General features: G+C 68.5%; 23 protein-coding genes. 11 read left to right on the top strand and 12 right to left on the bottom strand.

Annotated features, from left to right (window positions below; translation table 11 throughout):
• Positions 1 to 47: 47 nt before the first annotated feature.
• Positions 48 to 581: a hypothetical protein gene (locus E0H73_RS29730; RefSeq protein ID WP_131361905.1), complete on the top strand. Its 534-nt coding sequence runs from the start codon at positions 48 to 50 to the stop codon at positions 579 to 581.
• The gene (locus E0H73_RS29725; RefSeq protein WP_131361904.1) at positions 578 to 1,546 is read left to right on the top strand and encodes an alpha/beta hydrolase; all 969 of its coding nucleotides are present in this window, start codon (positions 578 to 580) and stop codon (positions 1,544 to 1,546) included. The genes E0H73_RS29730 and E0H73_RS29725 overlap by 4 nt, the downstream gene beginning before the upstream one ends.
• Here E0H73_RS29725 and E0H73_RS29720 read toward each other — a convergent pair.
• The 3 genes from E0H73_RS29720 to E0H73_RS29710 are packed head-to-tail and all read right to left on the bottom strand — an operon-like array spanning position 1,527 to position 4,590.
• A complete protein-coding gene (locus E0H73_RS29720; RefSeq protein WP_131361903.1) occupies positions 1,527 to 2,984 on the bottom strand; it encodes a peptide MFS transporter in 1,458 nt (485 codons plus the stop codon). The two genes, E0H73_RS29725 and E0H73_RS29720, sit on opposite strands and share 20 nt — an antisense overlap.
• 36 nt (positions 2,985 to 3,020) lie before the next feature.
• Positions 3,021 to 3,692 (bottom strand): hypothetical protein, encoded by a 672-nt coding sequence (locus E0H73_RS29715; RefSeq protein ID WP_131361902.1) that lies wholly within the window; start codon positions 3,690 to 3,692, stop codon positions 3,021 to 3,023.
• Positions 3,693 to 3,708: 16 nt separating this feature from the next.
• The gene (locus tag E0H73_RS29710) at positions 3,709 to 4,590 is read right to left on the bottom strand and encodes a LysR family transcriptional regulator (RefSeq protein WP_131361901.1); all 882 of its coding nucleotides are present in this window, start codon (positions 4,588 to 4,590) and stop codon (positions 3,709 to 3,711) included.
• A 93-nt stretch (positions 4,591 to 4,683) separates the two neighbouring features.
• Between E0H73_RS29710 and E0H73_RS29705 the strand changes: the two genes are divergently transcribed.
• The 3 genes from E0H73_RS29705 (at position 4,684) to E0H73_RS29695 (ending at position 6,354) form a co-directional block, all read left to right on the top strand.
• Positions 4,684 to 5,202 carry a dihydrofolate reductase family protein gene (locus E0H73_RS29705; protein ID WP_165555874.1) on the top strand — a complete coding sequence of 173 codons (519 nt, stop codon included), beginning with the start codon at positions 4,684 to 4,686 and terminating at the stop codon, positions 5,200 to 5,202.
• A gap of 154 nt (positions 5,203 to 5,356) precedes the next feature.
• Positions 5,357 to 5,626 carry an HAD family hydrolase gene (locus E0H73_RS29700; protein WP_131361899.1) on the top strand — a complete coding sequence of 90 codons (270 nt, stop codon included), beginning with the start codon at positions 5,357 to 5,359 and terminating at the stop codon, positions 5,624 to 5,626.
• Positions 5,627 to 5,640: 14 nt separating this feature from the next.
• Entirely contained in the window at positions 5,641 to 6,354 is a 714-nt protein-coding gene (locus tag E0H73_RS29695; RefSeq protein ID WP_131361898.1) for a 2OG-Fe(II) oxygenase, read from the top strand.
• A gap of 108 nt (positions 6,355 to 6,462) precedes the next feature.
• Here the strand turns inward: E0H73_RS29695 and E0H73_RS29690 are convergent, their stop codons facing one another.
• Positions 6,463 to 6,717, bottom strand: coding sequence for a DUF378 domain-containing protein (locus tag E0H73_RS29690; RefSeq protein ID WP_131361897.1), 255 nt, complete (start codon positions 6,715 to 6,717; stop codon positions 6,463 to 6,465).
• 96 nt (positions 6,718 to 6,813) lie between these two features.
• Between E0H73_RS29690 and E0H73_RS29685 the strand changes: the two genes are divergently transcribed.
• Positions 6,814 to 7,731 (top strand): MerR family transcriptional regulator, encoded by a 918-nt coding sequence (locus E0H73_RS29685; protein ID WP_131361896.1) that lies wholly within the window; start codon positions 6,814 to 6,816, stop codon positions 7,729 to 7,731.
• On the opposite strand, the gene E0H73_RS29680 is transcribed toward E0H73_RS29685, so the two are convergent.
• Positions 7,728 to 8,471: a helix-turn-helix domain-containing protein gene (locus E0H73_RS29680; protein WP_131361895.1), complete on the bottom strand. Its 744-nt coding sequence runs from the start codon at positions 8,469 to 8,471 to the stop codon at positions 7,728 to 7,730. The genes E0H73_RS29685 and E0H73_RS29680 overlap by 4 nt on opposite strands.
• 225 nt (positions 8,472 to 8,696) lie before the next feature.
• Between E0H73_RS29680 and E0H73_RS29675 the strand changes: the two genes are divergently transcribed.
• Entirely contained in the window at positions 8,697 to 9,362 is a 666-nt protein-coding gene (locus E0H73_RS29675) for a DUF4097 family beta strand repeat-containing protein (protein ID WP_131361894.1), read from the top strand.
• Between the two features lie 31 nt (positions 9,363 to 9,393).
• Positions 9,394 to 11,670, top strand: a complete 2,277-nt coding sequence (locus tag E0H73_RS29670; RefSeq protein ID WP_131361893.1) for a S9 family peptidase — start codon at positions 9,394 to 9,396, stop codon at positions 11,668 to 11,670.
• Between the two features lie 1,484 nt (positions 11,671 to 13,154).
• Here the strand turns inward: E0H73_RS29670 and E0H73_RS47425 are convergent.
• The 4 genes from E0H73_RS47425 to E0H73_RS29650 all read right to left on the bottom strand — a co-directional run bounded on the left by E0H73_RS47425 (position 13,155) and on the right by E0H73_RS29650 (position 18,918).
• Positions 13,155 to 15,419, bottom strand: coding sequence for a DUF222 domain-containing protein (locus E0H73_RS47425; RefSeq protein WP_238164365.1), 2,265 nt, complete (start codon positions 15,417 to 15,419; stop codon positions 13,155 to 13,157).
• An 850-nt stretch (positions 15,420 to 16,269) separates the two neighbouring features.
• Entirely contained in the window at positions 16,270 to 17,256 is a 987-nt protein-coding gene (locus tag E0H73_RS29660; protein ID WP_131361891.1) for a Gfo/Idh/MocA family protein, read from the bottom strand.
• Positions 17,253 to 18,263 (bottom strand): alcohol dehydrogenase catalytic domain-containing protein, encoded by a 1,011-nt coding sequence (locus E0H73_RS29655; protein ID WP_131361890.1) that lies wholly within the window; start codon positions 18,261 to 18,263, stop codon positions 17,253 to 17,255. Before E0H73_RS29655 ends, E0H73_RS29660 begins: the two co-directional genes overlap by 4 nt.
• 22 nt (positions 18,264 to 18,285) lie before the next feature.
• Positions 18,286 to 18,918 carry an SGNH/GDSL hydrolase family protein gene (locus E0H73_RS29650; RefSeq protein WP_131361889.1) on the bottom strand — a complete coding sequence of 211 codons (633 nt, stop codon included), beginning with the start codon at positions 18,916 to 18,918 and terminating at the stop codon, positions 18,286 to 18,288.
• 26 nt (positions 18,919 to 18,944) lie between these two features.
• Between E0H73_RS29650 and E0H73_RS29645 the strand changes: the two genes are divergently transcribed.
• The 3 genes from E0H73_RS29645 to E0H73_RS29635 are packed head-to-tail and all read left to right on the top strand — an operon-like array spanning position 18,945 to position 21,262.
• A complete protein-coding gene (locus E0H73_RS29645) occupies positions 18,945 to 19,388 on the top strand; it encodes a GNAT family N-acetyltransferase (RefSeq protein WP_131361888.1) in 444 nt (147 codons plus the stop codon).
• A complete protein-coding gene (locus E0H73_RS29640; protein WP_202867616.1) occupies positions 19,381 to 20,268 on the top strand; it encodes an LLM class flavin-dependent oxidoreductase in 888 nt (295 codons plus the stop codon). Before E0H73_RS29645 ends, E0H73_RS29640 begins: the two co-directional genes overlap by 8 nt.
• A gap of 34 nt (positions 20,269 to 20,302) precedes the next feature.
• Positions 20,303 to 21,262 carry a formylglycine-generating enzyme family protein gene (locus E0H73_RS29635; RefSeq protein ID WP_202867615.1) on the top strand — a complete coding sequence of 320 codons (960 nt, stop codon included), beginning with the start codon at positions 20,303 to 20,305 and terminating at the stop codon, positions 21,260 to 21,262.
• Here the strand turns inward: E0H73_RS29635 and E0H73_RS29630 are convergent.
• Genes E0H73_RS29630 through E0H73_RS29620 form a run of 3 tightly spaced genes read right to left on the bottom strand, consistent with a single transcriptional unit; the run spans position 21,259 to position 24,180 of the window.
• Positions 21,259 to 22,488, bottom strand: a complete 1,230-nt coding sequence (locus E0H73_RS29630; protein ID WP_238164364.1) for an MFS transporter — start codon at positions 22,486 to 22,488, stop codon at positions 21,259 to 21,261. The two genes, E0H73_RS29635 and E0H73_RS29630, sit on opposite strands and share 4 nt — an antisense overlap.
• A complete protein-coding gene (locus tag E0H73_RS29625) occupies positions 22,488 to 22,985 on the bottom strand; it encodes a MarR family winged helix-turn-helix transcriptional regulator (RefSeq protein WP_202867614.1) in 498 nt (165 codons plus the stop codon). The genes E0H73_RS29630 and E0H73_RS29625 overlap by 1 nt, the downstream gene beginning before the upstream one ends.
• Before the next feature lie 34 nt (positions 22,986 to 23,019).
• On the bottom strand, positions 23,020 to 24,180 hold the full coding sequence (locus E0H73_RS29620; protein ID WP_165555873.1) for an MFS transporter: 1,161 nt from the start codon (positions 24,178 to 24,180) through the stop codon (positions 23,020 to 23,022).
• Positions 24,181 to 24,230: the final 50 nt, after the last annotated feature.

Here is a 24,230-nt window from a genome sequence, read left to right as displayed (position 1 = left end):
CGCTCAATCCACGCGAGGTACGGCGTACGTCCTGCTTGGCTGAGCGCATGCGTACACCGACAACATCGCCGGCCGAGGCCGCGCGGCTGATTCGTGCGGACCAGCGGTTGTTGCTGGATCGGATCGACGGACTGACCGAGACCGAATTGCGGGCGCCGTACCGGGTGACCGCCGGGCCGCTCGGGCACTTCTGCGACTCGCTGCACGACCTGACCGCGCACATCCTGATGTGGGACGAGATCAACCTCGCCGTGCTCTGCGAGGCCAAGGCCGGGCGGCTGCACTGGAGCCTCGACCCGCGCTGGGAGACGGCGGAGATCGGCAGCGCCCTCAACGTCGGCGGGGTCGAGGCGGGCCGGCACATCCCCTCGGACCTGCTCCTGCACCGCTTCCACAGCCTCGGGGCGGCGTTCCTCGCCGAGATCGAGCAGTACGACGAGAAGTCGTGGGCCGACCCATCGACCGGCGGTGGGTTCGACGGAAGTATCGGTGCTTTGGCCGAGTATGTCTGCACCACCCCGGACGGCTTCCTGTTCTCCCATGCGGCTCGTCACCTCACTCCGGCGGCGGTCCCGGCATGAGCACCATTGCCGAGGGCATCGAAATCGTGGATCTACCGGCGTTCCGCACCGAGACCGACGCACTACTCGAGCGCTTCGCCGCCGAACCGGCCGGTCCCGAGCTCGATCCCTACCAAGCACTCCTGCTCGATCGGCAGGAGCTCCCCGACCCAGAGCTGGCCGGCGAGCGAGACCCGCGCACCAGCTCCGAGGACCTCACCATCGACCTTCCGGGTCGCACCCTGCAAGCGAGGGTGTACCGGTTCGCGGCCGGGCCGAGGCCGGTGCTGTTGTGGTTGCACGGCGGCGGGTTCATCGGCGGCGATCTGCGCGACATCGAGTACGCGGCCTCCGGGATCGCTGCCGCAGGCAACGTCATCGTTGTATCACTCAACTATCGCCTCGCACCCGAAGACCCTTTCCCTGCGGGGCTCCACGACGTCCGCGACACCCTGGACTGGTTGCGCGAGCACACGGCGGACCTCAACGGCGACGGCCGGATCACGGTCGGCGGTCAGAGCGCCGGTGCCGCGCTGGCCGCTGGTGCTTGCCTGCTTGCACGCGACGAAGGCCAGCCACTCCCCGAACGACAGATCCTCTGCTATCCAAGCCTCGATCACGACCAGGACACCGAGTCGGTGCACCTCTTCGACGGCACGTTCCTCAGCATCGCCGCTGACCGGTGGTCCGCACAGCAGTACTTCCCGGCCGGCGAGTTGCCCGCGACCGCCGTACCGCTGCGGGCTGAAACGCTGGCCGGTCTACCGCCGGCGCTCCTGCTCGCGGCCGGTCGTGATCCGCTCCGGGACGACGCCCGCAACTACGCGAGTCGGCTCGCCCGGGACGGCGTACCCAACCGGTTGGTCGAGTACGCCGACACCATGCACGCGTTCCTGAACTTCCCCGCCGTACTGTCCGCCGGCCGGCACGCCGTCGAGCTCATCGGAGCCGACCTGCGGACGACGTTCAGTGCACGCCGCTCATGAGCCGCCGGATCGGCTTCACCGCGATCATCAGGGCAACGCCGAGCATGATCGCCACCGCACCGATGACACCGAAGTACGTCGACTCGTGGTCGGTGCTGTAGAACTTCGCCAGTACGCCGGACAGCGCCGTACCGAGAGCCACGGACAGGAAGAACAGCGCCACCATCTGGGTCCGGAACGCCTCCGGCGCGAGCTTGGTCGACAAGGACAGGCCGACCGGCGAGATCAGTAGCTCGGCGATGGTGAAGACCAGCAGGATGCCGGCGAGTCCGAGCAGCGGCGCGCTGTTCGGACCGCCGCCGGCCATCGTCAGGAACAGCAGGAACGCGATCCCCATCACGCCCAGACCGAGGGCGAACTTGACCGGCGTCGACGGCTGCCGCGAGCCGAGCTTCGTCCACAGCGCCGCGAACGCGCCGGACAGCACGATGATCATCACCGGGTTGATGGACTGCACCCACGACACCGGCATCTCCCAGCCGAAGATGTTGCGGTCCAGCCGCTGGTCGGAGTAGATCGTGACCACGGTGAACTGCTGCTGGTACAGCGACCAGAACGCGGCGCTCGCCACGAACAAGGGGATGAAGGCAACAACCCGGCTGCGCTCGACAGCGGTCACCTGCCCGCTGCCGAGGATGACGGCGAAGTAGATGACCGCCGCGACCGCGCTGACGACCGCGACCGCGGTGGCGAACCGCGACGCCGGCAGGACTCCGGTCAGAAGGATCAGTACGACGACCACCAGCACGATCCCGGCGCCGACGGCGACCCGCCGTGCCACCTCGGGCGTCAGCGGGTTCGGCACGACCCGCGCGGCACCGCTCAGCCGACGGCGGCCCGCGCCGTACTGGACGAGGCCGAGGAACATCCCGACGGCGGCCAGCCCGAAGCCGTAGTGGAAGCCGGTGTTCTCCTGCAGCAGGCCGGTGAGCAGCGGACCGGCGAGCGCACCGAGGTTGATGCCGAGGTAGAAGATCGAGAAGCCGGCGTCACGGCGATCGTCGTCCGGCGCGTACAGCGTGCCGACCAGCGAGGTGGCGTTGGCCTTCACTCCGCCACTGCCGAGGGCGATCAGCACCAGGCCGACCGCGACGCCGACCAGGCCGGGGAGCAGCGACAGCGCGATGTGGCCGAGCATCACCACGATCGCGGCGTAGAACAGGGTTCGTTCCGGACCGAAGATCCGGTCCGCGAGCCAGGCGCCGAGGATCGTGGACAGGTAGACGAGGCCGCCGTACGCGCCGACGATGCTGGTGGCGGTCCCCTCGTCGATGCCGAGTCCACCCTGGTCGGCCGGGTAGTACAGGTAGATGAGCAGGATGCCCTGCATGCCGTAGAACGAGAACCGCTCCCACAGCTCTACCCCGAAGAGATTCGCGAGCACTGGCGGTTGCCCGAAGAACGTGCGTGTACTCCGGCCCTCGTCGGTGCTGGCCACTCAGCTCTCCCGTCTGTCGCTCCCCCAGGTGTGCGGTCAGTGCTCGGCGCGATGCGTGAAGAACCTGGCCGGATCGCCGGCCGCGCGCGGACCGGAGGCGAGCCAGGCGGCGAACGCCTCGGGCTGTCGTCGCTCGAGCTCGTCCAGATACGCCCGGCGGACGTCGGCCACCCCGAGTCGCAGCTCGCGCCCGGTCGAACTCTGCAGTTGCCTGAAGCTCCGCCGCCAGGCCAGGCAGAGCTCCTCGTCCGTCAGGTCGCGCAGCGTAGGCGCTACGACATCCAGCCGCACGATCGTCCCCTCGTCGATCGACTCTACTTCGGGATGCCGCTCCGGTGCCGCTTCCCGCGCCGGTTTCGGTATCGGCCAGATTCGTACGACGATCGGCGGCGACGTCGCGACCAGGAGTGCGAGCAGGACAAGGGTCTCGGCTCCCACCGCCGCGCCGTACCCGCAGGTGGCCAGCACCAACAACCCACCGAGCCCGCCCCAGCGTGGCGCGGCGCGGATCAGCTCCGCGGGTGGCAGCTCGCGCGCCAGCCCGAAACTGAAGTACACCGCTCCGACCGTGAGGGTCGAGATCAGGAAGGCGACCAGATTGGTCGCCGGTGACACGAAGACAAGTGATGCGATGACGCCGATAGCGGCCAGCAGCCCCGCGGCTGTCCGCCAGATCTGGCTGTACCGCAGCCCGACACGCTCCAGCATGTGCTCCCAGTGCCCATCACGCCGTGCTTCCAACCGGCCGCGGCGGCGTGACGTTGCGCAGTGCTTCGATGAACGCCGTGGTGGCCGGCGGGTCGGGCGGATCGCCGTACGTCGCGAGGTAGATCCGGCGTACGACGGGCAGCTCGGTGGCGTGCACGCCCTCGGCGAGATGTGACCGCAACGCCATTCCCGGCATGGTCGTGACCCCGAGCCCGGCGGCGACGAACGCCTGCTCCACAACGATGTCGTCGCTGGTGTAGGCGATCCGTGGCGTGAACCCCGCGTCGGCGCAGTGGCCGAGCAGTTCGCGGCGGCAGTTCACGCAGCCCGCGATCCAGGCCGAGTCCCGGTGGTCGGTGAGTGTGTCACCGCTCCGCTGGCTGAGCAGGTACACCGGGTCGTCGAGGAGGTAGGTGTAGCGGATGCCGTCGTCCGGCGTGGCGTCGTCGTACCGGAAGACGATCGCGAGGTCGATCGCCCCCTCGCGCAGCTGCTGGTGCGCGACAACGGGATGGGCGTCGGCGAGCTCCAGCTCGATGTTCGGGTACCGGCGGCCGATCTCGGCCGCGGCCGGTGGGACGAGCACACTCAGCGCCGAGCTGAACGAGCCGACCCGGACCTTGCCGGTCTGCAGTCCGATCCGTTCGGCCAGTTCGGCGTCGGCGGCGTCGACCCGGCCGATGATCTCCGCGGCGCGGCGTGCGAGCAACTCGCCTTCGGGAGTGAGGCGGATGCCCCGGCCGGCCTTCTGGACCAGCTTCGCGCCGGTCGCGGCCTCCAGCCGGGAGAGGTGATGACTGACAGTGGGCTGGGTGTAGTGCAGTGCCTCGGCCGCCGCGGTGACCGAACCGTGCGCGGCGACCGCGGCCAGCACGCGCAGCCGGACGAGATCGAGCATAGATCGATCGTATCTATGATTCCGGCCCCCGATTGGCATTGGACGCATACTTCTCGACCCGGCAGGGTGGGGCGTAGTCGAAAGGAGATCACCATGACCGGCACGGTTGTCTGGCACATGACCATGTCCCTGGACGGTTTCATCGGAGACCGCGACGACAATCTCGACTGGAGCTTCGGCGAGACCGAGCCGTCCGAACTGGCGGCCGAAGTGATCGCCACGACCGGCGCGTTCCTGTGCGGCGGGCGCCTCATCGACCGCGTCGGCGAGAACCGGCCGTACGGCGGTGTGTGGAGCGGAGCGGTCCTCGTCTATACCCGCAAGGACCCGGCCACCAATCCGATCCCGGAGTTCACCTACGTGTCCGGCGACATCCGTGACGTGGTCGCCGACGGCCTGAAGGCGGCGAACGGCAAGAACCTGGTCGTCACCGGCGGAACCGTCCCCCGCCTCAGCCTGGACGCCGGCCTCGTCGACGAAATCGTTCTCCACATCGTTCCCGTCCTGCTCGGCGAAGGCGTGCGCTTCTACGACAGCCCCGGCGTCGAGCCCACCAAGCTCGAGGTCCTCACACAGGAGCGGATGAACTTCCGCTTCAAGGTCCTCAAGTAGTGGCCGCACGAGTCGTCGTACTCGACGCCATGGGCGTGCTGTACCGGCACGGGAACGTGGTGAGCGGCGTACTGATCCCTTACCTTCGCGACCACGGGTGCACGGACTCGGAGGAGAGATCCGTCGGCTGTACCGGCGCTGCACACTCGGTCAGTTGTCGACGGAGGAGTTCTGGGCGGCTTTGGGCGTCGGCCAGTCTGCGTACGAGGCCGTCCTCGCGCATCCGGGGGTCTCGGGGAGCGCGGTTCTGGTCGACGATCGGCCGACCAACCTCGCGGCTGCCTCCGCCACCGGCTTCCGTCCGGTGTTGTTCCACAGCGAGGACACTGCCGCCAACTTGGTCCCGGGTCTCGAGGTCACGAGTGCGCGGAGTATGCCGGAGCTGCTCGAAGTACTGCTTGCGACTCACACCTCGGCGGTCTGATCCGTTCCCTACCTATGACCGACAAGTATGCGCAGCGAGTGGCCAAGGCGGACTGGGATGCGGTGACCGCCGGGGTGAACGATCTCGGGTGTGCGTTGCTGCCGCGGCTGCTGACGCCCACCGAGGCGACCGGGATCGCGCGCCTGTACGACGACGTACAGCGGTTCCGGGCCACGATCGACATGGCCCGGCATCGGTTCGGCGAGGGGCAGTACCGGTACTTCGACCGGCCGTTCCCTGAGGCCGTGGAGGCATTGCGGCAGGCGCTGTATCCGCGGTTGTTGCCGATAGCAAGGGATTGGTACGGCAAGCTCGGGCGGGACGCGGAGTGGCCGGACACGTTGGACGAGTGGCTGGAGATCTGCCACCAGGCCGGACAGACGCGGCCGACGCCGATCCTGCTGCGCTACGGCCCGGGTGACTGGAACGCGCTGCATCGCGATCTCTACGGCGACAAGGTGTTCCCGCTGCAGGTCGTGATCAACCTCAACGACCCGGGTGTCGACCACACCGGCGGCGAATTCCTCCTGGTCGAACAACGCCCGCGCGCCCAGTCCCGCGGTACGGCGACCCTCATCCCCCAGGGCCACGGCCTCGTCTTCACCACCCGAGACCGCCCCGTCGCCTCAACCCGAGGCTGGTCCGCCTCCCCCGTCCGCCACGGCGTCTCCCCGATCCACAGCGGCCACCGCCACACCCTGGGCCTCGTCTTCCACGACGCGAAGTAGAAGACCCCCGTCTCGGCCGGCGGCCGTCGTCCTGCCGCCGCCGACGAGGATCGGGCGGCGAACGGGGGACGTGCCCGCGGCCCGATCCTCAGCTGGCGACTCGTCCGATCAGGCCGCCGTCGAGTGGGCGCGGGGGTGCGAGGTGGTGGTCGACCACCGGCGAGGGATGGCCCGCAGTTGCGCGGCGACGTACACCGCGGAGAGCCCGACCAGCCCGTACACGATCCGGGTCAGCGCATTGGTCTCCCCGAACTCCAGGCCGAACAGAGCCGCGACCAGATCGAACTTGGCGATCGCGACCAGGCCCCAGTTCAGGCCACCGACCACGAGCAGTACTGCGGCGACAAGATCCAGCTTCTTCATGTCCGTTCAACCTCCGTCTAGAGTTTGTCTAGACTCCAGGAAACGCGCGCCGAGGCAGATTGTCAAGATTCCGTCTAGGTTCTGTATGGTGAGGGTGTGGCCGCGAACGAATCGCCCGCAGTGCTGCGGATCGGTGAGCTGAGTCGCCGGATCGGCGTCAGCGATCACGTGCTGCGCGCCTGGGAGCGGCGGTACGGCCTGCTCCAGCCGGTGCGGTCGGGCGGCGGATTCCGGCTGTACTCCGAAGCTGATCTTCGCCGGGTACAGCGGATGCAGGACCAGCTTGCTCAGGGGTTGTCCGCGGCCGAAGCCGCCCGGGTCGCCATCGACGCGGAGCAGAAGGCTCAGACCGAGGCCGCGGACCGTGGAAAACAGCCGAGCGAGGCCGGTCTCGACGGCCTTGCCGGCGCCGCCCGGACGCTGGCGACCGCACTCGACGAGCTCGACGAACCAGCCGCGCAGGCCGTCATCGATCACCTGCTGAGCATGCTGACCGTCGAGACCGTCATCCGCGACGTGCTGATGCCGTACCTGGGCGAGCTCGGCGACCGCTGGGCGCGAGGCGCGGTGAGCGTCGTACAGGAGCACTTTGCGTCCAACGTCATCCGCGGCCGGCTGGCCGGCCTCGCCCGCGGGTGGGGGCACGGCCACGGCCCACGGGCCTTGCTCGCTTGCCTACCGGCCGAGCAGCACGAGCTCGCGTTACTCGCGTTCGGGGTGGTGCTCAACCGCAACGGCTGGCGGATCAGCTACCTCGGCGCCGACACCCCACTGGACGAGCTGACCAAGGCCACCACAGCCGCGCCGCCGGATCTGATCGTGCTCGCCGCGACCACACCGGAGCGTTTCGACGGCCTGACCGAGCAGCTGTCCCGGCTGGCCCGGATCGCGCCACTCGCTATCGCGGGCGCCGGCGCGAATCAGAAGACCGCCGACGCAATCGGTGCGCGGCTGCTGACCGAGGACCCCGTAACGACCGCAGAGCAGATGCCGGCCGCCGAGACGGGTGTCTAACTGGGGTCTGGGGTTTGGGGTGTGGGGTCGGCTGGGGGTGTGTAGAGGATTTCTCGGGCTTGTTCGGCGGCTCGGGCGATGCTTTCGCCGACGAAGTCGACGAAGCGGGCGATGTTTTCGAGGCGGCCGGCGGCGGGGGTGCCGGGGCCTAGAACGCTGACGCCTTGGCGTGCGGTCTCGGCGAGCCGGGCGTGGGAGCGGGCGCTCGCGATCATCGACTGGTACCAGACGTCGGCGTCGACGACGTACCGCTCACGGCGGCGTTCGTCGCGCTCCCGTCGGATCAGGCCCTGGCTCTCGAGGAACGCGCTCGCCTTGGAGACGGATGCCGGGCTGACCTGGAGGCGCTGCGCGAGCTCGGACGCCGTGAGACTGCCCTCGTCCGCGATGGTGAGGCTCGTCAGCACCCGCGACATCATCTTCGGCAGACCCGATTGCATCACGAGGGTGGTGAACGCCTCCTCGTACTCGCGCACCGCCTCGGCATCGCGCCCGTGCGCCTGCGGGAGCGCCTGCTGTCCGCGGGGAGCGGCCTGCCTGCGCTGGTGGGCGCGGCGTTCGGTGGCGCGGTGGGCGAGGTCAGCGCGGTACGCCGCCGGGCCGCCGTTCCGCATCACCTCACGCGTGATCGTCGAGGTCGGGCGGTCGAGGCGCCTGGCGATCTCGGCGTACGCGAGCCCGTCGGCCAACCCCAGCGCGATCTGCTGGCGGTGCTGCTGCGTGAGCCTGCCTCCCGGCATCACGATCTCCCTTCACATTCACTGACGCCGACACAATAGCGTTCACTCTCCTTCCAATGCAACGACTTCACGTGCAGACGTTGCGTTAAAAACACAACCGTTGCAACGATATTTGGCGTATGACCTGCATAGATGCGATCTCCGCGCAACGATATCGTTGCCAGATTCTCAAACGCAACGTAGCGTTTCCGGTGTCAGAAACCACCGGTCCAGGAGGACAGCGCGATGCAGAAGTTCGACACCCCCACCACGATCTCCGCCGTCCTCGACATCCCCGCCGGACGCGTCCAGTTCATCGCCGCCGACCGTTCCGACTCCACGGTCGACGTCCGTCCGGTGAACGCCTCGAAGAGCCGCGACGTGAAGCTCGCGGAGCAGACCACGGTCGAGTACGCCGACGGCGTACTGCGGATCGAGGCCCCGACGACCACCCAGATCCTCGGCAGCTCCGGATCCATCGAGGTGACCGTCCAGCTGCCCGCCGGTTCCGGCGTCGAGGCCAAGGCGGCCAGCGCAGAGTTCCGCGGCGTCGGACGCCTCGGCGACGTCACGTACGACAGCTCGCACGGCCCGATCAAGATCGACGAGGCCGCGAGCGTCCGCATCGCCACCCAAGCCGGTGACGTGTCGGTCGGCCGTCTCAACGGCCCCGCGGAGATCACCACCTCGAAGGGCGACATCACGATCGCCGAGGCCGTCCGCGGCGACGTCGTACTGCGCACCCAGGTCGGCAATGTGTCGGTCGGCACCGCCGCCGGAGTCTCCGCCTCCCTGGACGCAGGCACGACCGTCGGCCGGATCGACAACTCGCTCAAGAACACCGGCAACGCGACCGACCTGACCATCCACGCCACCACCACCCAGGGCGACATCACCGCCCACAGCCTCTGAACTCGCCGATCACCGACAAGGAACCCAGAGAATGACCACCACGCAGGACTACCAAGCCGCGGAGCAGCTCCTCCGCCGGCCCGCCCGCCCCGGCGAGCTCGTCGTCGGCGACAAGGTCAGGCCGCAGTGGATCGACGGAGGCGCCCGGTTCTGGTACGCCGTGAGCAACGGCGCCGGCAAGCGGTTCGTCCTGGTCGACCCGACCGCAGGCACTCGCGAACCGGCCTTCGACCACGCCCGTCTCGCCGCCGCGCTGACCTCCGTCTCCGGTCGAGACGTCGACCCTGAGTCCCTTCCGTTCATGGGCATCGCGCTCACAGGGAACTCCGTCGAGTTCGACGCCTTCGGCGAGTACTGGCGCTGCAGCCTGGACACCTACACCTGCGAGCGGGCCGTGTTCACGCCGCCGGGCAACCCGCTGGAGGTGCCGTCGCCCGACAACAAGGTCGCGGTGTCCCGGCGCGGGCACGACCTGTGGGCGCGCTCGCTGTCCGATGGGCGCGAGTGGGCGCTGACCACCGACGGCGAGCCCGACTACCAGTACGGCGCCGGCCCGGCCAGCACGGGCAACAGCACCCTGCTGCGCAAGATCGGTCTGCCGTACATGCCGCCCGCGGTGGCCTGGTCGCCAGACTCGTCGAAGGTGCTGGCGCATCGGACCGATGAGCGCAACGTCCGGCAGACCCACCTCGTGGAGGCCAGGCCCGCCGATGGCAGCGCACCGGTCCTGCACACCCAGCGGTACGCGTATCCCGGCGACGAGCACATGCCGCAAGCAGAGCTGGTCGTGCTGAACGTTGCCGAAGGCACCGTTGTCCGTGCGCAGACCGAGCCGCTGCTGATGCCGCAGGTGTCGCCGATCATGGCCAAGTGGGCGTGGTGGGCTCCGGACGGCTCGGCGGTGTACTACCTCGACCGACCCCGCGACCTGCGCACTCTCTCCCTGTACCGGCTGGACCCGACCACCGGTGCGGTCACCACTGTGCTCAGCGAGACCGGGGACACTCGCGTCGAACCCAACCAGTGGCTGTTCGAGCCGCCGATCGTGCAGGTGCTGGCCGACGAGGTGCTGTGGTATTCGCAGCGGGACGGCTGGGGTCACCTGTACCGCTACGACCTGCTCTCCGGCGAACTGCTGGGGCAGGTCACCACCGGACAGTGGGCGGTGCGGCAGATCCTGCGCGTCGACGAGGCCGAGCGAGTGGTGTACTTCGTTGCGTCCGGGCTGGTCGACGACGATCCGTACCGGCGTACGGTGTGCCGCGTCGGACTGGACGGCACCGGATTTGCCAAGGTCACCGACGACGAGCTGGACCACGTCGTCACGCCGGCGCCCAACCCAGCGTACTTCATCGACTCTGCCTCGACGGTCGACGTCGCTCCGGTGTCGCGCGTTCTTGACTGGACCGGGCGCGTGGTGGTCGAGCTGGAGCGCGCCGACATCAGCAAGCTCACCTCCACCGGTTGGACGGCGCCGGAACGGTTCTGCATCAAGGCGGCCGACGGGGTGACGTCCGTGTACGGCGTGCTGTACCGGCCGCGCGGGTTCGACCCCGCGCAGCATTATCCGGTGGTGGACACCCTCTACCCAGGCCCGCAGGTCAACCGGGTTGCGCCGAGCTTCGACCCCGGCGGGATAGGCCTTGACGCCGAACCCCTTGCGGCGCTCGGCTTCGTGGTGATCGCGCTGGACGGACGTGGCACTCCTGGTCGCAGCAAGTCCTTCCATGATGCGTCGTACGGTCACTTGGCCGAAGCAGGCTCGCTGGCCGACCATGTCGCGGCGCTGCAGCAGCTGGCCGCGACCCGGCCGTGGATGGACCTGGATCGGGTTGGTGTGTTCGGTCACTCCGGCGGCGGGTTCGCGGCCGCGCGGGCGATGCTGGACTTCCCCGAGGTGTACAAGGCCGGCGTCGCCATGTCCGGTTCGCACGACCTCCGCTACTTCAACCTGGGCTTCGCGGAGACGTACGACGGTGCCGACAACCCCGAGGCTTGGGCTGCTGCCTCGAACGTGGACCTCGCGGACCGCTTGGCGGGCAAGCTCCTCCTCATCCACGGCGAGATGGACGACCAGGTCCACCCACACCACACCCTCCGCCTGGCCGACCGACTAGTTGCCGCAGACAAGGACTTCGAACTCCTCATCGTCCCCGGAGCCGAACACACCCTGATCGACTGCCTCACCTACGTCCGCAAACACTCCTGGGACTTCCTGATCCGCGAACTAACCGGCACCCAGCCACCCACCTACCGCCCCGCCCCCATAACCCTCACCCCAGACCTACTAGCCGACGTCTTCGCCTAACCGGCGACCACCCAGGTGGCCATTCAGACAGGACACCCCCTTGGCGGCGACTGTTCTGCTTGGCCACCTCCGCCGGCGACTGCCCTGTCCGGCCACCTCCGGCGGCGACTGCCCTGTCCGGCCACCTCCGGCGGCGACTGCTCTGTCTGGCCGCCTCCGGCGGCAGTCGCCGCCTGCCCGTACAGCTCTCAGCAGACCCTCGGATGCCGGCGGGTCGCGACCCAACTCATCCGCGACGGGCATGAGTACAGCGTCGCGCTGGTCTCGGACCTGATGCGCACCATCGGCTGAGGGCAAGGCAGCCACGTAACTACCAATGCACCCCGGCGAACAATCGGTCCACTCACCCGACCTGCTCGAGCCCGACTTCGCCCGGACAGTTGCGTAGCGGGTGAGCGGCTGGTTGGCGACATCACCGGCCTGCACACCGGACACTGCTGGCTGTATCTGCCCACCCTGATCGACCTAGCCACCCAGAGAGTCATCGGCTGGCGACACCCTTCCGGTGTCGGTCGCGATCGGCCTGGCCGTCGAGACCGGCCAACCACCTCCACACAAGTCTGGCGATCGACGATTTCCGGATGGCCACCCACGCCGGCCGCGTCCAATCCGGCGCGATCTTCCCACTCCGACCCGCTCGAGCCTTCCTAGCAGGCTGATGCCGCGTACGGCGGGGGTATCGTCCGGCCTTACCGGTGGCCGAACGGTGGCCTGCGCGCTCCTTCGTTGCGCACGGTCGGACGCGAGGCAGGCGCCATCCGCTAGGCAACTGTGGTCACGGGGATTGGCGTACGGGTCGCACCAGCGGGAACTCGGGGTGATGCCAGCCGATCAGCGAATGTTCGGAGACGATTAAGCAGCGCCAGCTCGGTTGAAGTAGGCGCGTTTCCCGGCCTGACACGCGTCCAGGAACGTTGCCCACCTGCTCCCCACCATGGGAGACAACCGCGGGGGCTCGGGTGGCGGTCAACTCCCTGACTCGCTTAAGTGGTGGGTGGGAAGATGCGGCTATGGCTAGCAACAGCAAGGCGGATGCCGCGTAGGCGTCCGGTTGAACTGCGCGCGGTTTCTGCTGCGCGACTGCGGACCAGAACGTATGGTCCGATGATCAGCGAGACGTCCGAGTTTGCTGGGCTGTCTGCGCACGGGCGGGTGGTGTTAGCTCGGCTCGAGAACACGCGCCTGTGGTTGGGGGCTGTTGCCGGCGCCCTCGAACGTTGGGAGAGCTACGTTCGTCACCCGCATCGACCCGACTTCGATCCCCGGTACGAAGGATGCGGTCTCTACGGCTGTTGCACCCCGATATCTGAGGTCCACAAGGTCATCGAGGTTCTGCTCATCGCGGAACGGCACCTGCCGAACCGCGACGCCCGACGACTACGCCCGCGCGTCGGCAGACTCGAGGACTTCTGGTGAGTGCTGCCCCACCCGCCAGATGTGCTTGCTCTCAGCAACTACATCACCATCGGCACAGCCTTGATGTTTCACGCAGGGAGCTGGGCGTCGACTGCTGCGCAGGCGTCGTCGGCCCACGGATCGAAGGGTGGGGGTACGGCGGGCGTCGGTGGAGGTGGGGTGGACGTGTGTACGTCGGGTTCGGGGCCGTCGTTCCAGGGGTCGAAGGGTGAGGGTACGGCGGGCGTGAGTGGAGAGGGCGGGGACGTGTGTACGGCGGGCTCGGTGCAGCCGCCAGACCCCGTCTCATCAGCATCACCAGGGCGGCGCATGTCGTTCCAGGGGTCGAAAGGTAGGGGCGAGGGGGCAGTTGGTGTGGGCGTGTGTGCGGCGCGCTCGGGACCGTCGTTCCAGGGGTCGAAGGGTGGGGGCGTGAGTGGAGGGGGTGGGGACATGTGTGCGGTGGGCTCGGGGCAGCCGCCAGGCCTCGTGCCATCAGCATCACCAGAGCGTGGCTTGTCGGTCCATGGGTCGACGCGTGCGGGTGAGGGTGGGGTGTGGTGACTTGAGGGCGCGGCGGGTGGTCGGTATCGGCCTGGTGGGATCGTGGTGGGGGTAGTCCAGGTGGGGCGGGTGACGCGGACTACGCCGCCGATGATGCGGATGTGCCAGTGGCCGGAGTGTAGGTCGTTGTGGTGGCGTTTGCAGAGCAGTGCCAGGTTGGACACGGCGGTCACGCCACCGTCTAGCCAGGGCACGACATGATGGGCTTCGCATTGGATGGGTGGGGCGCCGCAGACGACGCAGCCTTTGTCGCGGGCGTTCAGGGCGCGGCGCATTGGTCGGGTGACGAGGCGTTGGCTGGTGCCGACGTCGAGGGGTTGTGACTTGGAGCCGAGCACGATCGGGACGATTTCGGCATCGCAGGCCAGGCGGCGGATGGTCCCGGCGGACAGGTTGTCGCCGAAGACCAGGGCGCCGGTCGCGTTTGCGGTTGCGGCTCGCAGGTCGTTGAAGTCGATGGTGACGCTGATTTGTGCCTTCGGGCCGAACCCCGGCACGAACCCACCATCCACACCCGCACCACCGTCTACTCCCGCACCGCCATCCACACCCGAGCTATCACCGTCCCCGGCCATCGATGCAACGGATCCGATGGGTCGGCGCAGGTCACTGGTGCCGGGGAGCGTGTCTTGGGCGGGGCCGGTCGCGCCGCCGTCCGAGCTGGAGCTGACCGAGCCGGTCGGGATCCCGGCGGTGCCCGCGGTCGTGGCACGGCTGGTGGCGAACGTGCGTGTGCTGGCGGTCGTCTCGGCACCCGGCGTGATGGCGCTGCTCGCCGCGGTGCCGGGGGCGGTTGGCGCGCTCGACGTGTGGCTAGTGCCAGCTCCGGTTTCGGCGGCTGTGGTGGGTTGAGCGGACGTACGACTGTGGCGTGCGGCGCCGCCTGTCAGGTGGGCGGCGGTTGGCGCGCTCGACGTGTGGCTAGTGCCAGCTCCGGTGTCAGCGGCCATGGTGGGTTGAGCGGGCGTGCGGCTGTGGCGTGCGGGGCCGGTGGCTAGGTGGGTGGTCGTGGCGGTATTGAGGATGGTGGTGAGGGCGTCGGCTTGGCGCTTGTCGCGGGGGCGCGGGTCTAGCTCACCGTCGATTGTCTTGTGGGGTCGGGCGTGGGCGTGGATGAGGGTGCGGAGGAGTTCGGCGTTTTCGTTGGCGAGGTAGCCGCGGAAGGTGACGCCGCGGTCGGCGGGTTTCAGGGTGAGGGATTCGCGGGTGTAGGCGGCCTGTTCGTCCGGTTCGGGGCCGTCGGGGTCGAGGATGTCGCGGATCTTCTTGCCCGCGCGGCGTAGCTCCGACGGCGTGTGGGTAGCGGCCAGGTTGATCAGTTGCCGTTCGGCGAACTCGATGTCGTCGGCCGGCACCGTCGAGGGGACCCTGGCCAGGATCGACAGGATGGCCTCGGCTTGCGCGGGATGGACGCGCCAGGCGCCGGCCGTGGGGGCGTCCGGGTCGCTGAGAGCCTCTGTCTCGGGCGCAGCGGGGTCGGCGGTGGCTGGGTTGGGGAAGGGGTGGCTGGGGCCGGGGAGGGCGGCGGTGGTGGCGGGGTGGCTGGTGAGTCGGGTGGCGGCGCGGACGTCTCGGTGGGCTTGGGTGGTGTCGATGCGGTAGCGGTGGGTCAGCATGCGGGCGGTGTCGCCGGCGCCGAGGTCCTTGGCGTAGCCGGAGTGGTCGAGGCTCGCGATCAGCTGCCATTTGATGGTCTCCAGCCGGGCCACTTCGGCGATCACCGCGTCGAGAGTCGACAGCTTCTCGCTGTCGCTCATCGACCAGGCGGGTCGTTCGCCGAGGATCTCCATGTCAAGAACTCTAGACTGGCCCACCGACAGTTTCCAAAGCCGAGAACCCCTTGTTCTCAAGGGATCTCGGGACATGAGGTTATCCACAGCCAAGCGTCCTGTGGACAATCGAGTCCCAGATATTTGCTTCGAGCAACGACTAGCAGGGCGACCACCAGGTCGGCGTTGTCGGGAAAGGAGCACTGCACTCGGTGAGCAACTCCATGACGGGTGTGCTCTGTCCGGTCGAATCGCGAGCCGCGCATCCGCTGGTCGCCGCCGATCCGCAACCTCCGCTGTTTGAACATCGACCCCAGACGGCCCGATTGGCCGTCTGGGGTGCCGCCGAAGGCGATGTCCAAACGGCGGGATCCTCGCCGACATCGCGTCCCACCAGATCATCACCCGGTGTCCGGGTGTTCCCCCCGACCACGGCTACCCCCATACGAGTCCGAGGATCTAGCCGAATCACAGCAGCACGCGACTCGAGTCCGCGGCTCCCGCCGAAGCCAGTAGTCGAACCGCCTCCGCCGAAGGCGGTGGTCGAACCGCCTCCGCCGAAGGCGGTGTCTTATTCCACCGGTGACCAGATTCCTCAGCCGACCACGGCAGCACGCACGACGATCTCGCGGCACCCGCCGGAGGCGGGCAACAGAACAGCCGCCGCCGAAGGCGGTGTCCATTCGCGCCGTGCTGAGTGTTTCCGCCGAGTACGCACACACCTGATGCGGGTTCGCGAGTCCCGCCGGAGGCGGCATGAGAACTGTCGCCGCCGAAGGTGGTGTCCTTTCTACCCGGTGTCCGGGTGGTCCCGCCGAGCACGCCAGCACAGGATGCGAGTCTGCGGCTCCCGCCGAAGGCGGTGGCCGATTCAGGCGAACTCTTCTACGTTCACCCGGCTGCCTCGTTCGAAGGAGGCGATGGCGGTTTGGGCTAGTTGGAGGGCTCGGCGGCCTGCGGTGGCGGGGATGGGGGGTGGGGCGCCGGTTTGGAGGGCGGTGATGATGTGGTCGACGTGCCGGTCGAAGGTGCCGTGGAACGAGCGGGCCTCGTCGTTGAAGTAGCCGGCCTCCCAGACACTGGTCGTCTCGTCCCCGGCCCGCGACAGCGTGAGACGTCGTACGGTGTCGTGGATCGTGAGCCGACCGCCCGTCCCGTTGACCTCGACCAGGTGCGTCTCGGGATAGGCGTACGACGAGTCGTAGCTGCCGAGAATGGTGCCGACGGCATCGTTCTCGAATCCGAGCGCCAGCGCCACCGTGCTGTACGCCCCGTACGTCTTTCGAGTCATCTGCGCCGCGATCGACCGGATCGGCCCACCAAGATGCTCGAGCATGTCGAACCCGTGGCACTGCGTCTCGATCAGGTTCGCATGCGGCGAATCCCCATAGTTCGCCTCGCCACCGAACCGCCAGGTGAGGAAGACCAGCTCACCGAGTACGCCGTCCTGGATCGCCCGCTGCGCACGGACGACGGGCTCGGCGTACCGGTGGTTGAAGTTGATCCCGAAGAAGATCCCGCGGTCCTCGGCCCGCCGCAGGAGTTCGTCCGCCTCGGCCAGGTCAAAGACCAGCGGCTTCTCCACCAGCAGATTCGCGCCGGCGTCGATCAGCGCGAGCGTCGGCTCGAAGTGCTCCTCGTTGGGCAGGCAGACCGTGACGAGGTCGGGCCGCGTCTCCTTGAGCATCGCGTCGAGATCCGTGTACGGCGCTGTCCGGTACTCCGCCGCCCGTTCGGCCGCACTCGATGGGGTCCGCGCCGCGATCGCGACCAGCTCACAATCGGACCGGCCGGAGAAGATCCGGGCGTGCTGCCGTCCCCAACGCCCGGCACCAACTACCGCAACGCGAACCGTCATTCGAGCTCCTGGGTGATGACGACCTTGCCGGTTTGGCCGGAGAAGAACAGCTCGAACGCATCGCCCAGCGAGCTCACCGGCATCCGATGGGTGATCACCTTGCCGATGTAGTCCGTGTGGGCGCGGAGGAGCTCGAGGTTCTCGGGCAGCTCGTCGTACCGGAAGTACTCGCTCCCCATGACCGCCCGCTCGGGCGCGATCAGGTCGCGCGACACATCAAGCATCAAACCCTCGCCGTGCCCGACACAGATCAGTCCGCCGCGCCGGGTGCTCGCCGCGAGGGCGAGCTCGCGCGCAGCCTGCCGGCCGGAGGAGTCGAAGCTCATGTCGGCGCCCGCGGCGATGATGCCATCCCGGTCGTCCGCCGCGAAGCTGACCGCGCCGAGGCTCTCCGCGAAGGTACGCCGCCAGTTGCTGACGTCGGAGATGAACACCGGGAAGTCGGCCCCGAACCGGACCTTGGCCATCACCAGCAGCCCGAGACCGATCGGCCCGGCGCCCGCGACGAAGATGCTCTCGATGTCGGGGCGGATCAGCTGGGCCCGGGCGAGCGCGTGCGAGCTGGTGCCCATCACGTCGAGCAGCATGGTCGCGGTCGCCAGGTCGAGCTCGTCGCCGATCGGGAAGAAGTTGCTCTCGTGGACGACGGCGTACGGGCCGTAGCCGCCGTCGGTGTTCTGGCCGACGTCGCCGCGCTTGGCGAAGCACTGGTTGGTCGCGCCGATCCGGCAGCTGCGGCACTCGCCGCAGAAGTCCATCAGGTAGACGACACCCCGGGTGCCCGGCGCGGTCGTCGTATCCGGACCGGCGTCGGCGACGATGCCGGCGGCTTCGTGGCCGGGGACGATCGGGCTGCCGTCGTAGTACTCGTGCCGGTCGGTGCCGCAGATGGCGTTCGCGGCGATCCGCAGCCGCAACTCACCGGCACCTGGTTCGCGGTACTCGTGGTCGGCCCACTCGATCTTCGCGTCACCCCGGAACCGGGGGACGACGGCGGGGACGGGCATGCCGGACTCCATTCCTCAGTAGTCAGCCGGCAAGGGACTGGCAGATGTCCCAGGCGGAGTGGCGAAGCAGCGCGGCGGTGTCCGCGTCGAGACCCTTCACCGGTACGTCGATGCCCACCGGGTCCTCGTTCAGCAGCGCGATCAGAAACACGCACGCCGCGAGGTAGCTGCCTGCGAGCGCGGGGTGACTGTTGTCCGCGTCGTGCAGTGCGGGTTCGTCGTGGGTGCTGAGGAAGCGTTCCCACACCATGCCGACTGGGACGAGGGTCGCGCCGAGCTCCGCCGCACTTCCGGCGTACGCCGAAGTCAGGGCCTCCTGCGCTTCGGGAGCGTTGCGCCGGGCCCACGTCAGGTAGAGCGCGGTCCGCGCACCGGCATCCTTGATCGCCTTGTCGAAGTCCCGCACGCTGTCCTGCATCCGCGCCGGGCTCTTGACCGGCAACGTGCTCTGCTCCTGCAGTACGACGGTGTCGAACGAACCACCGGCGATCGCCTCTAGCGCCTTCCCGGCGTTCAGATGCTGCCGCAACGACGCGCCACCGGCCGAGATCAGTTTGTGCTCGATGTCGATCCCCCGCGCGCCGGCCAGGCCCTTCAGCAGTCCGGGCAGGTTGTTCCGCGACGTGAAGCTGTTCCCGACGAACAAGATGCGCACGAGAGGGACGCTACTACGCTGGAGCGATGGCTGAGCTGCGAATCGTGTCGGTGGGTGACGACGACACGCTGCTGGACTGGCAGCGGGTGCACAACGAGATCATCCCGACGGCGCCTCTGTCGGTCGAAGACGTGCGGGGCCGGGTGACACGACACGTCCTCGAGGTGGCGTACGACGGCGACGTACTGGTGGGGAACTCGACGGTGCGACCGCCGTCGGAGGAGTCGGCTGCCGCGACTGTGATCGCCCGAGTACTCCCGGAGTACCGGCGGCGCGGGTTCGGCGAGGCGATCTACCAGCGCTGCCGCGAGCAGGCCCGTGAGCTGGGTGGCGACGGCCTCGAGACGCACATCCTGGCCAGTAACGAGGACGGGCTGCGGTTCGCCAAGGCACACGGATTCGTCGAGCTGGAGACGTACCTGCTGCCCGGCGACACTATTCCCTTCGTCGAACTACGCCTCGATGAGTGAGGATGCGACAGTGCGCTTCTCGATCAACATTCCGAACTTCGGCGACTTCGCCGACGCCCACACCGTCGCCCGCGTGGCAACCGCCGCCGAGGAGGCCGGCTGGGACGGTCTCTTCGTCTGGGACCACGTCGTCCACAGCAAGGAACGGCGGAAAGGTCAACCCTTCGGGGACCCATGGATGCTCCTGACCGCGGCCGCGTTGGCGACGTCGCGGATCAAGCTCGGTCCACTGGTGACCCCGATCGCGCGACGACGGCCGGAGCAGTTGGCCCGGCAGGTCGCGACGCTGGACGGGATGAGCGGCGGCCGGGTGATCTTCGGTGCGGGTCTCGGCGGGCCGATCGACGACGAGTTCGGCAGCTTGGGCGACGAGACCGATCCGAAGGTGCTCGCCGCGAAGCTCGACGAGGGGCTCGGCCTGCTCGCCGGCTACTGGTCCGGCGAGACCGTCAACCACGAGGGCGAGCACTACCGGGTCGATGACGTCGCGTTGCTCCCGGCAACGATTCAGACACCGCGGCCGCCGGTCTGGCTCGCCGGGTACTGGCCGCGCAAGGCTCCGATGCGCCGGGCCGCCCGCTGGGACGGCGCCGTACCGCTGTTCCGCAGCGCCAACCACGGCGAGGCTCCCCCGGTCGAGGAGGTGCGCGAGCTGATCGCGTTTCTCCGCGACAACGGCGCCGGTACAACGACGCCGTACGACGTGATCGTCGGCGGGATCAGCCCGGCGGACCCGGCGCAGTCGCGCGCGCTGATCGAGCCGCTGGCCGAAGCCGGCGCCACCTGGTGGGACGAACGCCAACTGCTCGGCGGCACCGACTTCTACCGCCTGGACCCGGTCCTGCGCCGCATCGAGCAGGGCCCACCCAGCCTCGGCTGACCGCGGAAAGCGCTGTAAACCTATCCTTGCTGGTATGAGTGAGGAGCACCCGTCCTGTTGCGCGCCGTCCCGCCCGGTGGTGGGGATCTCGGCGCCGCCTCCGGTACCGGCCGCCGAGCCCGGGCGGCATGAGATCGAGCAGGTCGCGCTGGCGGGTGGCGAGTTCGCGATGGGTGACGGGACCGGCGACGGCAACACCGGCGACGGCGAGGTGCCGGTCCACCAGGTCCAGCTCCAGCCGTTCAGCATCGATGCGACGAGCGTGACCAACCAGGACTTCGAGAGGTTCGTGGACGCGACCGGGTACCGGACGGAAGCCGAGACCTTCGGGTTCTCCGCGGTGTTCCACCTGGCCTTGCAGACCAAGCCGGCCGACTTCATGGGCCCGGCCTCCGGTACGCCGTGGTGGGCCGGGGTGCGTGGTGCCGACTGGCGTCATCCCGGTGGATCGCTGTCGGATCTGGACGGGCTCGATGATCACCCGGTCGTGCACGTGAGCTGGAACGACGCGGTCGCGTACTGCGCGTGGGCCGGGCGACGACTGCCATCGGAGGCCGAGTGGGAGTACGCGTCCCGCGGCGGGCTCGAGGGCGCTCGCTACCCCTGGGGTGACGAGCTGATCAGGCCCGACGGGGAGTGGCGCTGCAACATCTGGCAGGGCGTGTTCCCGGACCGCAACGACCTCGAGGACGGCTACCTGACGACCGCGCCGGTCCGCACGTTCACGCCGAACGGCTACGGCCTGTGGCAGACCGTCGGGAACGTGTGGGAGTGGTGCGCGGACTGGTTCGGTCCGCGGTACTACAAGTTCACGCCTGGCGAGGACCCGCGCGGCCCGTCCCTCGGCGCGGCCCGGGTGATGCGCGGCGGCTCGTACTTGTGCCACGACTCGTACTGCAACCGCTACCGCAACTCTGCCCGCTCGTCGAACACCCCCGAGTCGTCGATGGGCAACGCCGGCTTCCGCACGGTCGCGCTCACCCCGCCGGCCTAGTCGACCAGTTGCTCCTCGGGCGCTGGTTGCCGGAGGCCCGGAGTACTGGCGGCCACCGCGGCGACCGCGACAAGACACAGGATTGCGCCGGACGCCAGCGAGGCCACCGGCGAGGTCAACTGGGAGACCACACCGCCGCGGAGGTTGCCCAGGTCCGGCCCGGCCTGACCGACGATCTGCTCCGCCGCGGTGACGCGACCGAGCAATTCATTCGGTGTGTGCAACTGGATGATCGTGCTGCGGGAGACGACTGACACCGTGTCGGCGGCACCGGCGAGGGCGAGGAAGACCAACGCGAGCCAGGGCGTCGGCGCGAACGCGAACAGCACAAGCGCGACGCCCCAGGCGGCGGATCCTGTCAGCATCACCACGCGGTGCCGCGGCAGCCGGGTGAACGCACCGGACAGCACCGATGCCGCCACGCCACCGACCGCGATCGCGGTCAGGAACAACCCGAGCGTCCGCGGATCGTTGCCGAACTTCTCCGCGTTGATCACCGGGAACAGGCTGACCGGCATCGCGAGGACCGTGGCCGCGAGATCAGTGATCAACGCACCCCGGATCACCGGCGTCGCCACCAGGAACGCCAGCCCGTCTCGTACCTCTCGCAACCCCGCCCGAGCCACCGCCTCGACCCGCAATCTCGGCAGACCGAGTACGCCGTACAGCGCGGCAACGAAGCTCAGACAGTCGATCAGGTAGCAGACCCCGGTCCCCCAGGCACTTACCACGAGGCCACCCACCGCAGGCCCGACCAGCATCGGCCCCTGGAAGGCGATTCGGTTCAGGGCGATACCACTGGCGAGCAGGTCGCGCGGCAGCAACTGTGGCAGCACGGTCCGCGCCACCGGACCGCTCGCAGCCCCGAACGACGCTTGCGCGGCAACCAACCCGAGCAGTACGCCGACCGGCACCGAACCGATGATCAACTGGCTCGCCATCAGGCCCGCCGTGACCAACTGACCGGTCGTGGTGATCAGGTAGAACCGCCGCCGCTCGAACCGATCGACCGCCGCGCCGGCGAACAGCCCGAGCAGGATCATCGGCAGGGCCTTGGACAACCCGACCGCACCGGTCCACGCCGCACTCGAGGTCTCGTCCCACACCTGGAACATCACCGCGACGAAGGCCAACTGCCCACCGAAGGTCGACAGCATCTGACCGGTCCACAGCCGCCGGAACGCCGGCGAGACCCGCAGCGGGCGCAGGTCGATGAACGCGCGCATCATCGCTTCGGCGAGGGATCGCCCTCGAAGCCCTGCAACTTCTCCGCGATCCGGTCGTGGAAGCTCTTTCGCGCCAGCGCCTCCTCGACGTCACGGACCACCTGTGTCATTGGATACGGGATCTCCGCCTCCAGTTCGGTGATCGCTGCCTCCGTCGCCCGCCACTCGGCCGCGAGCAGTTCGACGATGGCCTTGGATTTGGCCGTCAGCGTGACCTTCTTGCTGCGGGCATCGGTCCCCGGCACCGTCCGGACCAATCCCGCGGTGCGCATCGCGGACACCTTCTGGCTGAGCGCCGAGTGCGTACGGCCCACCGACTCGGCCAGCTCGGTGATCGTCATCGGCCCCTTGGCCTGCAGCCGCAGCAACTCCATCACGTACGTCGGCTTCAGGCCCTTGATCTGCCGCTCGGTGTAGATGCGTGCGATCTCGGCATCCATCCGGGCCTGCAACTGCTGCAGGCCACGCCACTGACTCTGTTCGGTCGGATCGTCCATGCGCTACATCGTAACAGCACTTATATAAGCTCTGTCAGATTCGGCCCGGCGGATCCAGACGGCGGCGAGCACCGCGGTGGCGAGGCTGATGGCCGCCAGCGCCGCGAAGCCGTAGTGGGGTGCTGGTGCGATCCGTGATCGCGGACGTGACCAGCATGACGACGACCGTCGTGGCCAGCCCGTAGCCGTTCGCGACACCGAACGCGCGGCCGACCTGCGACTCGTCCACCGACGTCATCAGCAGCAACCGCGTCGCGATCCTGGCCTGGCCGAACACGAACGCACCGACCAGCACGAGACCCATCAGCGCACCAACCCCGAACAGCGGCTGCAGCACCAGCAACGCATTGCACGCGACGAACCCGACCAGCGCGACCCGCAGATCACCCAGCCGTATTGTGGAACGCCGGTAAGCCACCGCAGCCAGCAGGAACCCAGCACCACCGAGTGCGTCCACGACTCCGACCACCGCCGCACCGCGATGCCACTCACCGACGATCAGGACAGGCAACAGCGCATTGAACACCGTCACCACCACCAGCCCCTGACCGTAGAGCAGCGCCAGCGCTCCGACCGGCAACCTGACCACCACTCGCTTGGTCACCGACGGCGTCTCGGCCACAGTCTCGACCTGCCGGCGTCGGGCGCCGACGGCAACGCCAAGCAGCGCCGAGGCAACGAACGTGATCCCGTTGAACACGAACAGCGGCATGGAACCGAAGTACTGCAAGGCGAATCCGCCGACCGATGCCGATAGCAACATCCCGCTCTGCAACGCGATCTCGTAGTGCCCGCTGAAGCGGCGCAGTTCCGGCGCCGGCACTCGCTCCCGCACCAGCGCGGCACTCACCGGCATGAACAGCGCGGCCAGCACGGCCAGCGCGAAGTTGCTCGCGTAGACGACAGCCTGCTGCGGCGCGCCAACGGCCAGACCGATCGGCAGACCCAACGCCGCGACCGCACTGACGACATCGCAACCGATCCACAGCAACCGCCGGTCGAGCCTGTCTGCCAGCCGGCCGAAGTACGGCGACAACACCGCCTGCGGCACGGCGACGGCGATGAAGAGCCAGCCGACGTCGAGCATCGACCCCTGCGCCTGGACGAGCAGCAGCGCGGCGCCGATCAGTTGGATGTTGTTCCCCAGGGAGGTGATGAAGGCTGCGGGCAGCAGCAGTCTGTGCGATCTGATCACCCGCCCGACGCTGCCACCAATCACTGACAATCGATGTCAGCCTTGTTTTT

It is taken from the genome of Kribbella pittospori (assembly GCF_004331465.1).
GTDB lineage: Bacteria > Actinomycetota > Actinomycetes > Propionibacteriales > Kribbellaceae > Kribbella > Kribbella pittospori.
This window is presented reverse-complemented; position numbering and strand designations above follow the sequence as displayed.

Coding starts and splice junctions, on each gene's coding strand:
- E0H73_RS29730 (WP_131361905.1), top strand. CDS start 48: ATGCGTACACCGACAACATCGCCGGCCGAGGCCGCGCGGCTGATTCGT.
- E0H73_RS29725 (WP_131361904.1), top strand. CDS start 578: ATGAGCACCATTGCCGAGGGCATCGAAATCGTGGATCTACCGGCGTTC.
- E0H73_RS29715 (WP_131361902.1), bottom strand. CDS start 3,692: ATGCTGGAGCGTGTCGGGCTGCGGTACAGCCAGATCTGGCGGACAGCC.
- E0H73_RS29710 (WP_131361901.1), bottom strand. CDS start 4,590: ATGCTCGATCTCGTCCGGCTGCGCGTGCTGGCCGCGGTCGCCGCGCAC.
- E0H73_RS29705 (WP_165555874.1), top strand. CDS start 4,684: ATGACCGGCACGGTTGTCTGGCACATGACCATGTCCCTGGACGGTTTC.
- E0H73_RS29695 (WP_131361898.1), top strand. CDS start 5,641: ATGACCGACAAGTATGCGCAGCGAGTGGCCAAGGCGGACTGGGATGCG.
- E0H73_RS29690 (WP_131361897.1), bottom strand. CDS start 6,717: ATGAAGAAGCTGGATCTTGTCGCCGCAGTACTGCTCGTGGTCGGTGGC.
- E0H73_RS29680 (WP_131361895.1), bottom strand. CDS start 8,471: ATGCCGGGAGGCAGGCTCACGCAGCAGCACCGCCAGCAGATCGCGCTG.
- E0H73_RS29675 (WP_131361894.1), top strand. CDS start 8,697: ATGCAGAAGTTCGACACCCCCACCACGATCTCCGCCGTCCTCGACATC.
- E0H73_RS29670 (WP_131361893.1), top strand. CDS start 9,394: ATGACCACCACGCAGGACTACCAAGCCGCGGAGCAGCTCCTCCGCCGG.
- E0H73_RS47425 (WP_238164365.1), bottom strand. CDS start 15,419: ATGGAGATCCTCGGCGAACGACCCGCCTGGTCGATGAGCGACAGCGAG.
- E0H73_RS29660 (WP_131361891.1), bottom strand. CDS start 17,256: ATGACGGTTCGCGTTGCGGTAGTTGGTGCCGGGCGTTGGGGACGGCAG.
- E0H73_RS29655 (WP_131361890.1), bottom strand. CDS start 18,263: ATGCCCGTCCCCGCCGTCGTCCCCCGGTTCCGGGGTGACGCGAAGATC.
- E0H73_RS29645 (WP_131361888.1), top strand. CDS start 18,945: ATGGCTGAGCTGCGAATCGTGTCGGTGGGTGACGACGACACGCTGCTG.
- E0H73_RS29640 (WP_202867616.1), top strand. CDS start 19,381: ATGAGTGAGGATGCGACAGTGCGCTTCTCGATCAACATTCCGAACTTC.
- E0H73_RS29635 (WP_202867615.1), top strand. CDS start 20,303: ATGAGTGAGGAGCACCCGTCCTGTTGCGCGCCGTCCCGCCCGGTGGTG.
- E0H73_RS29630 (WP_238164364.1), bottom strand. CDS start 22,488: ATGCGCGCGTTCATCGACCTGCGCCCGCTGCGGGTCTCGCCGGCGTTC.
- E0H73_RS29625 (WP_202867614.1), bottom strand. CDS start 22,985: ATGGACGATCCGACCGAACAGAGTCAGTGGCGTGGCCTGCAGCAGTTG.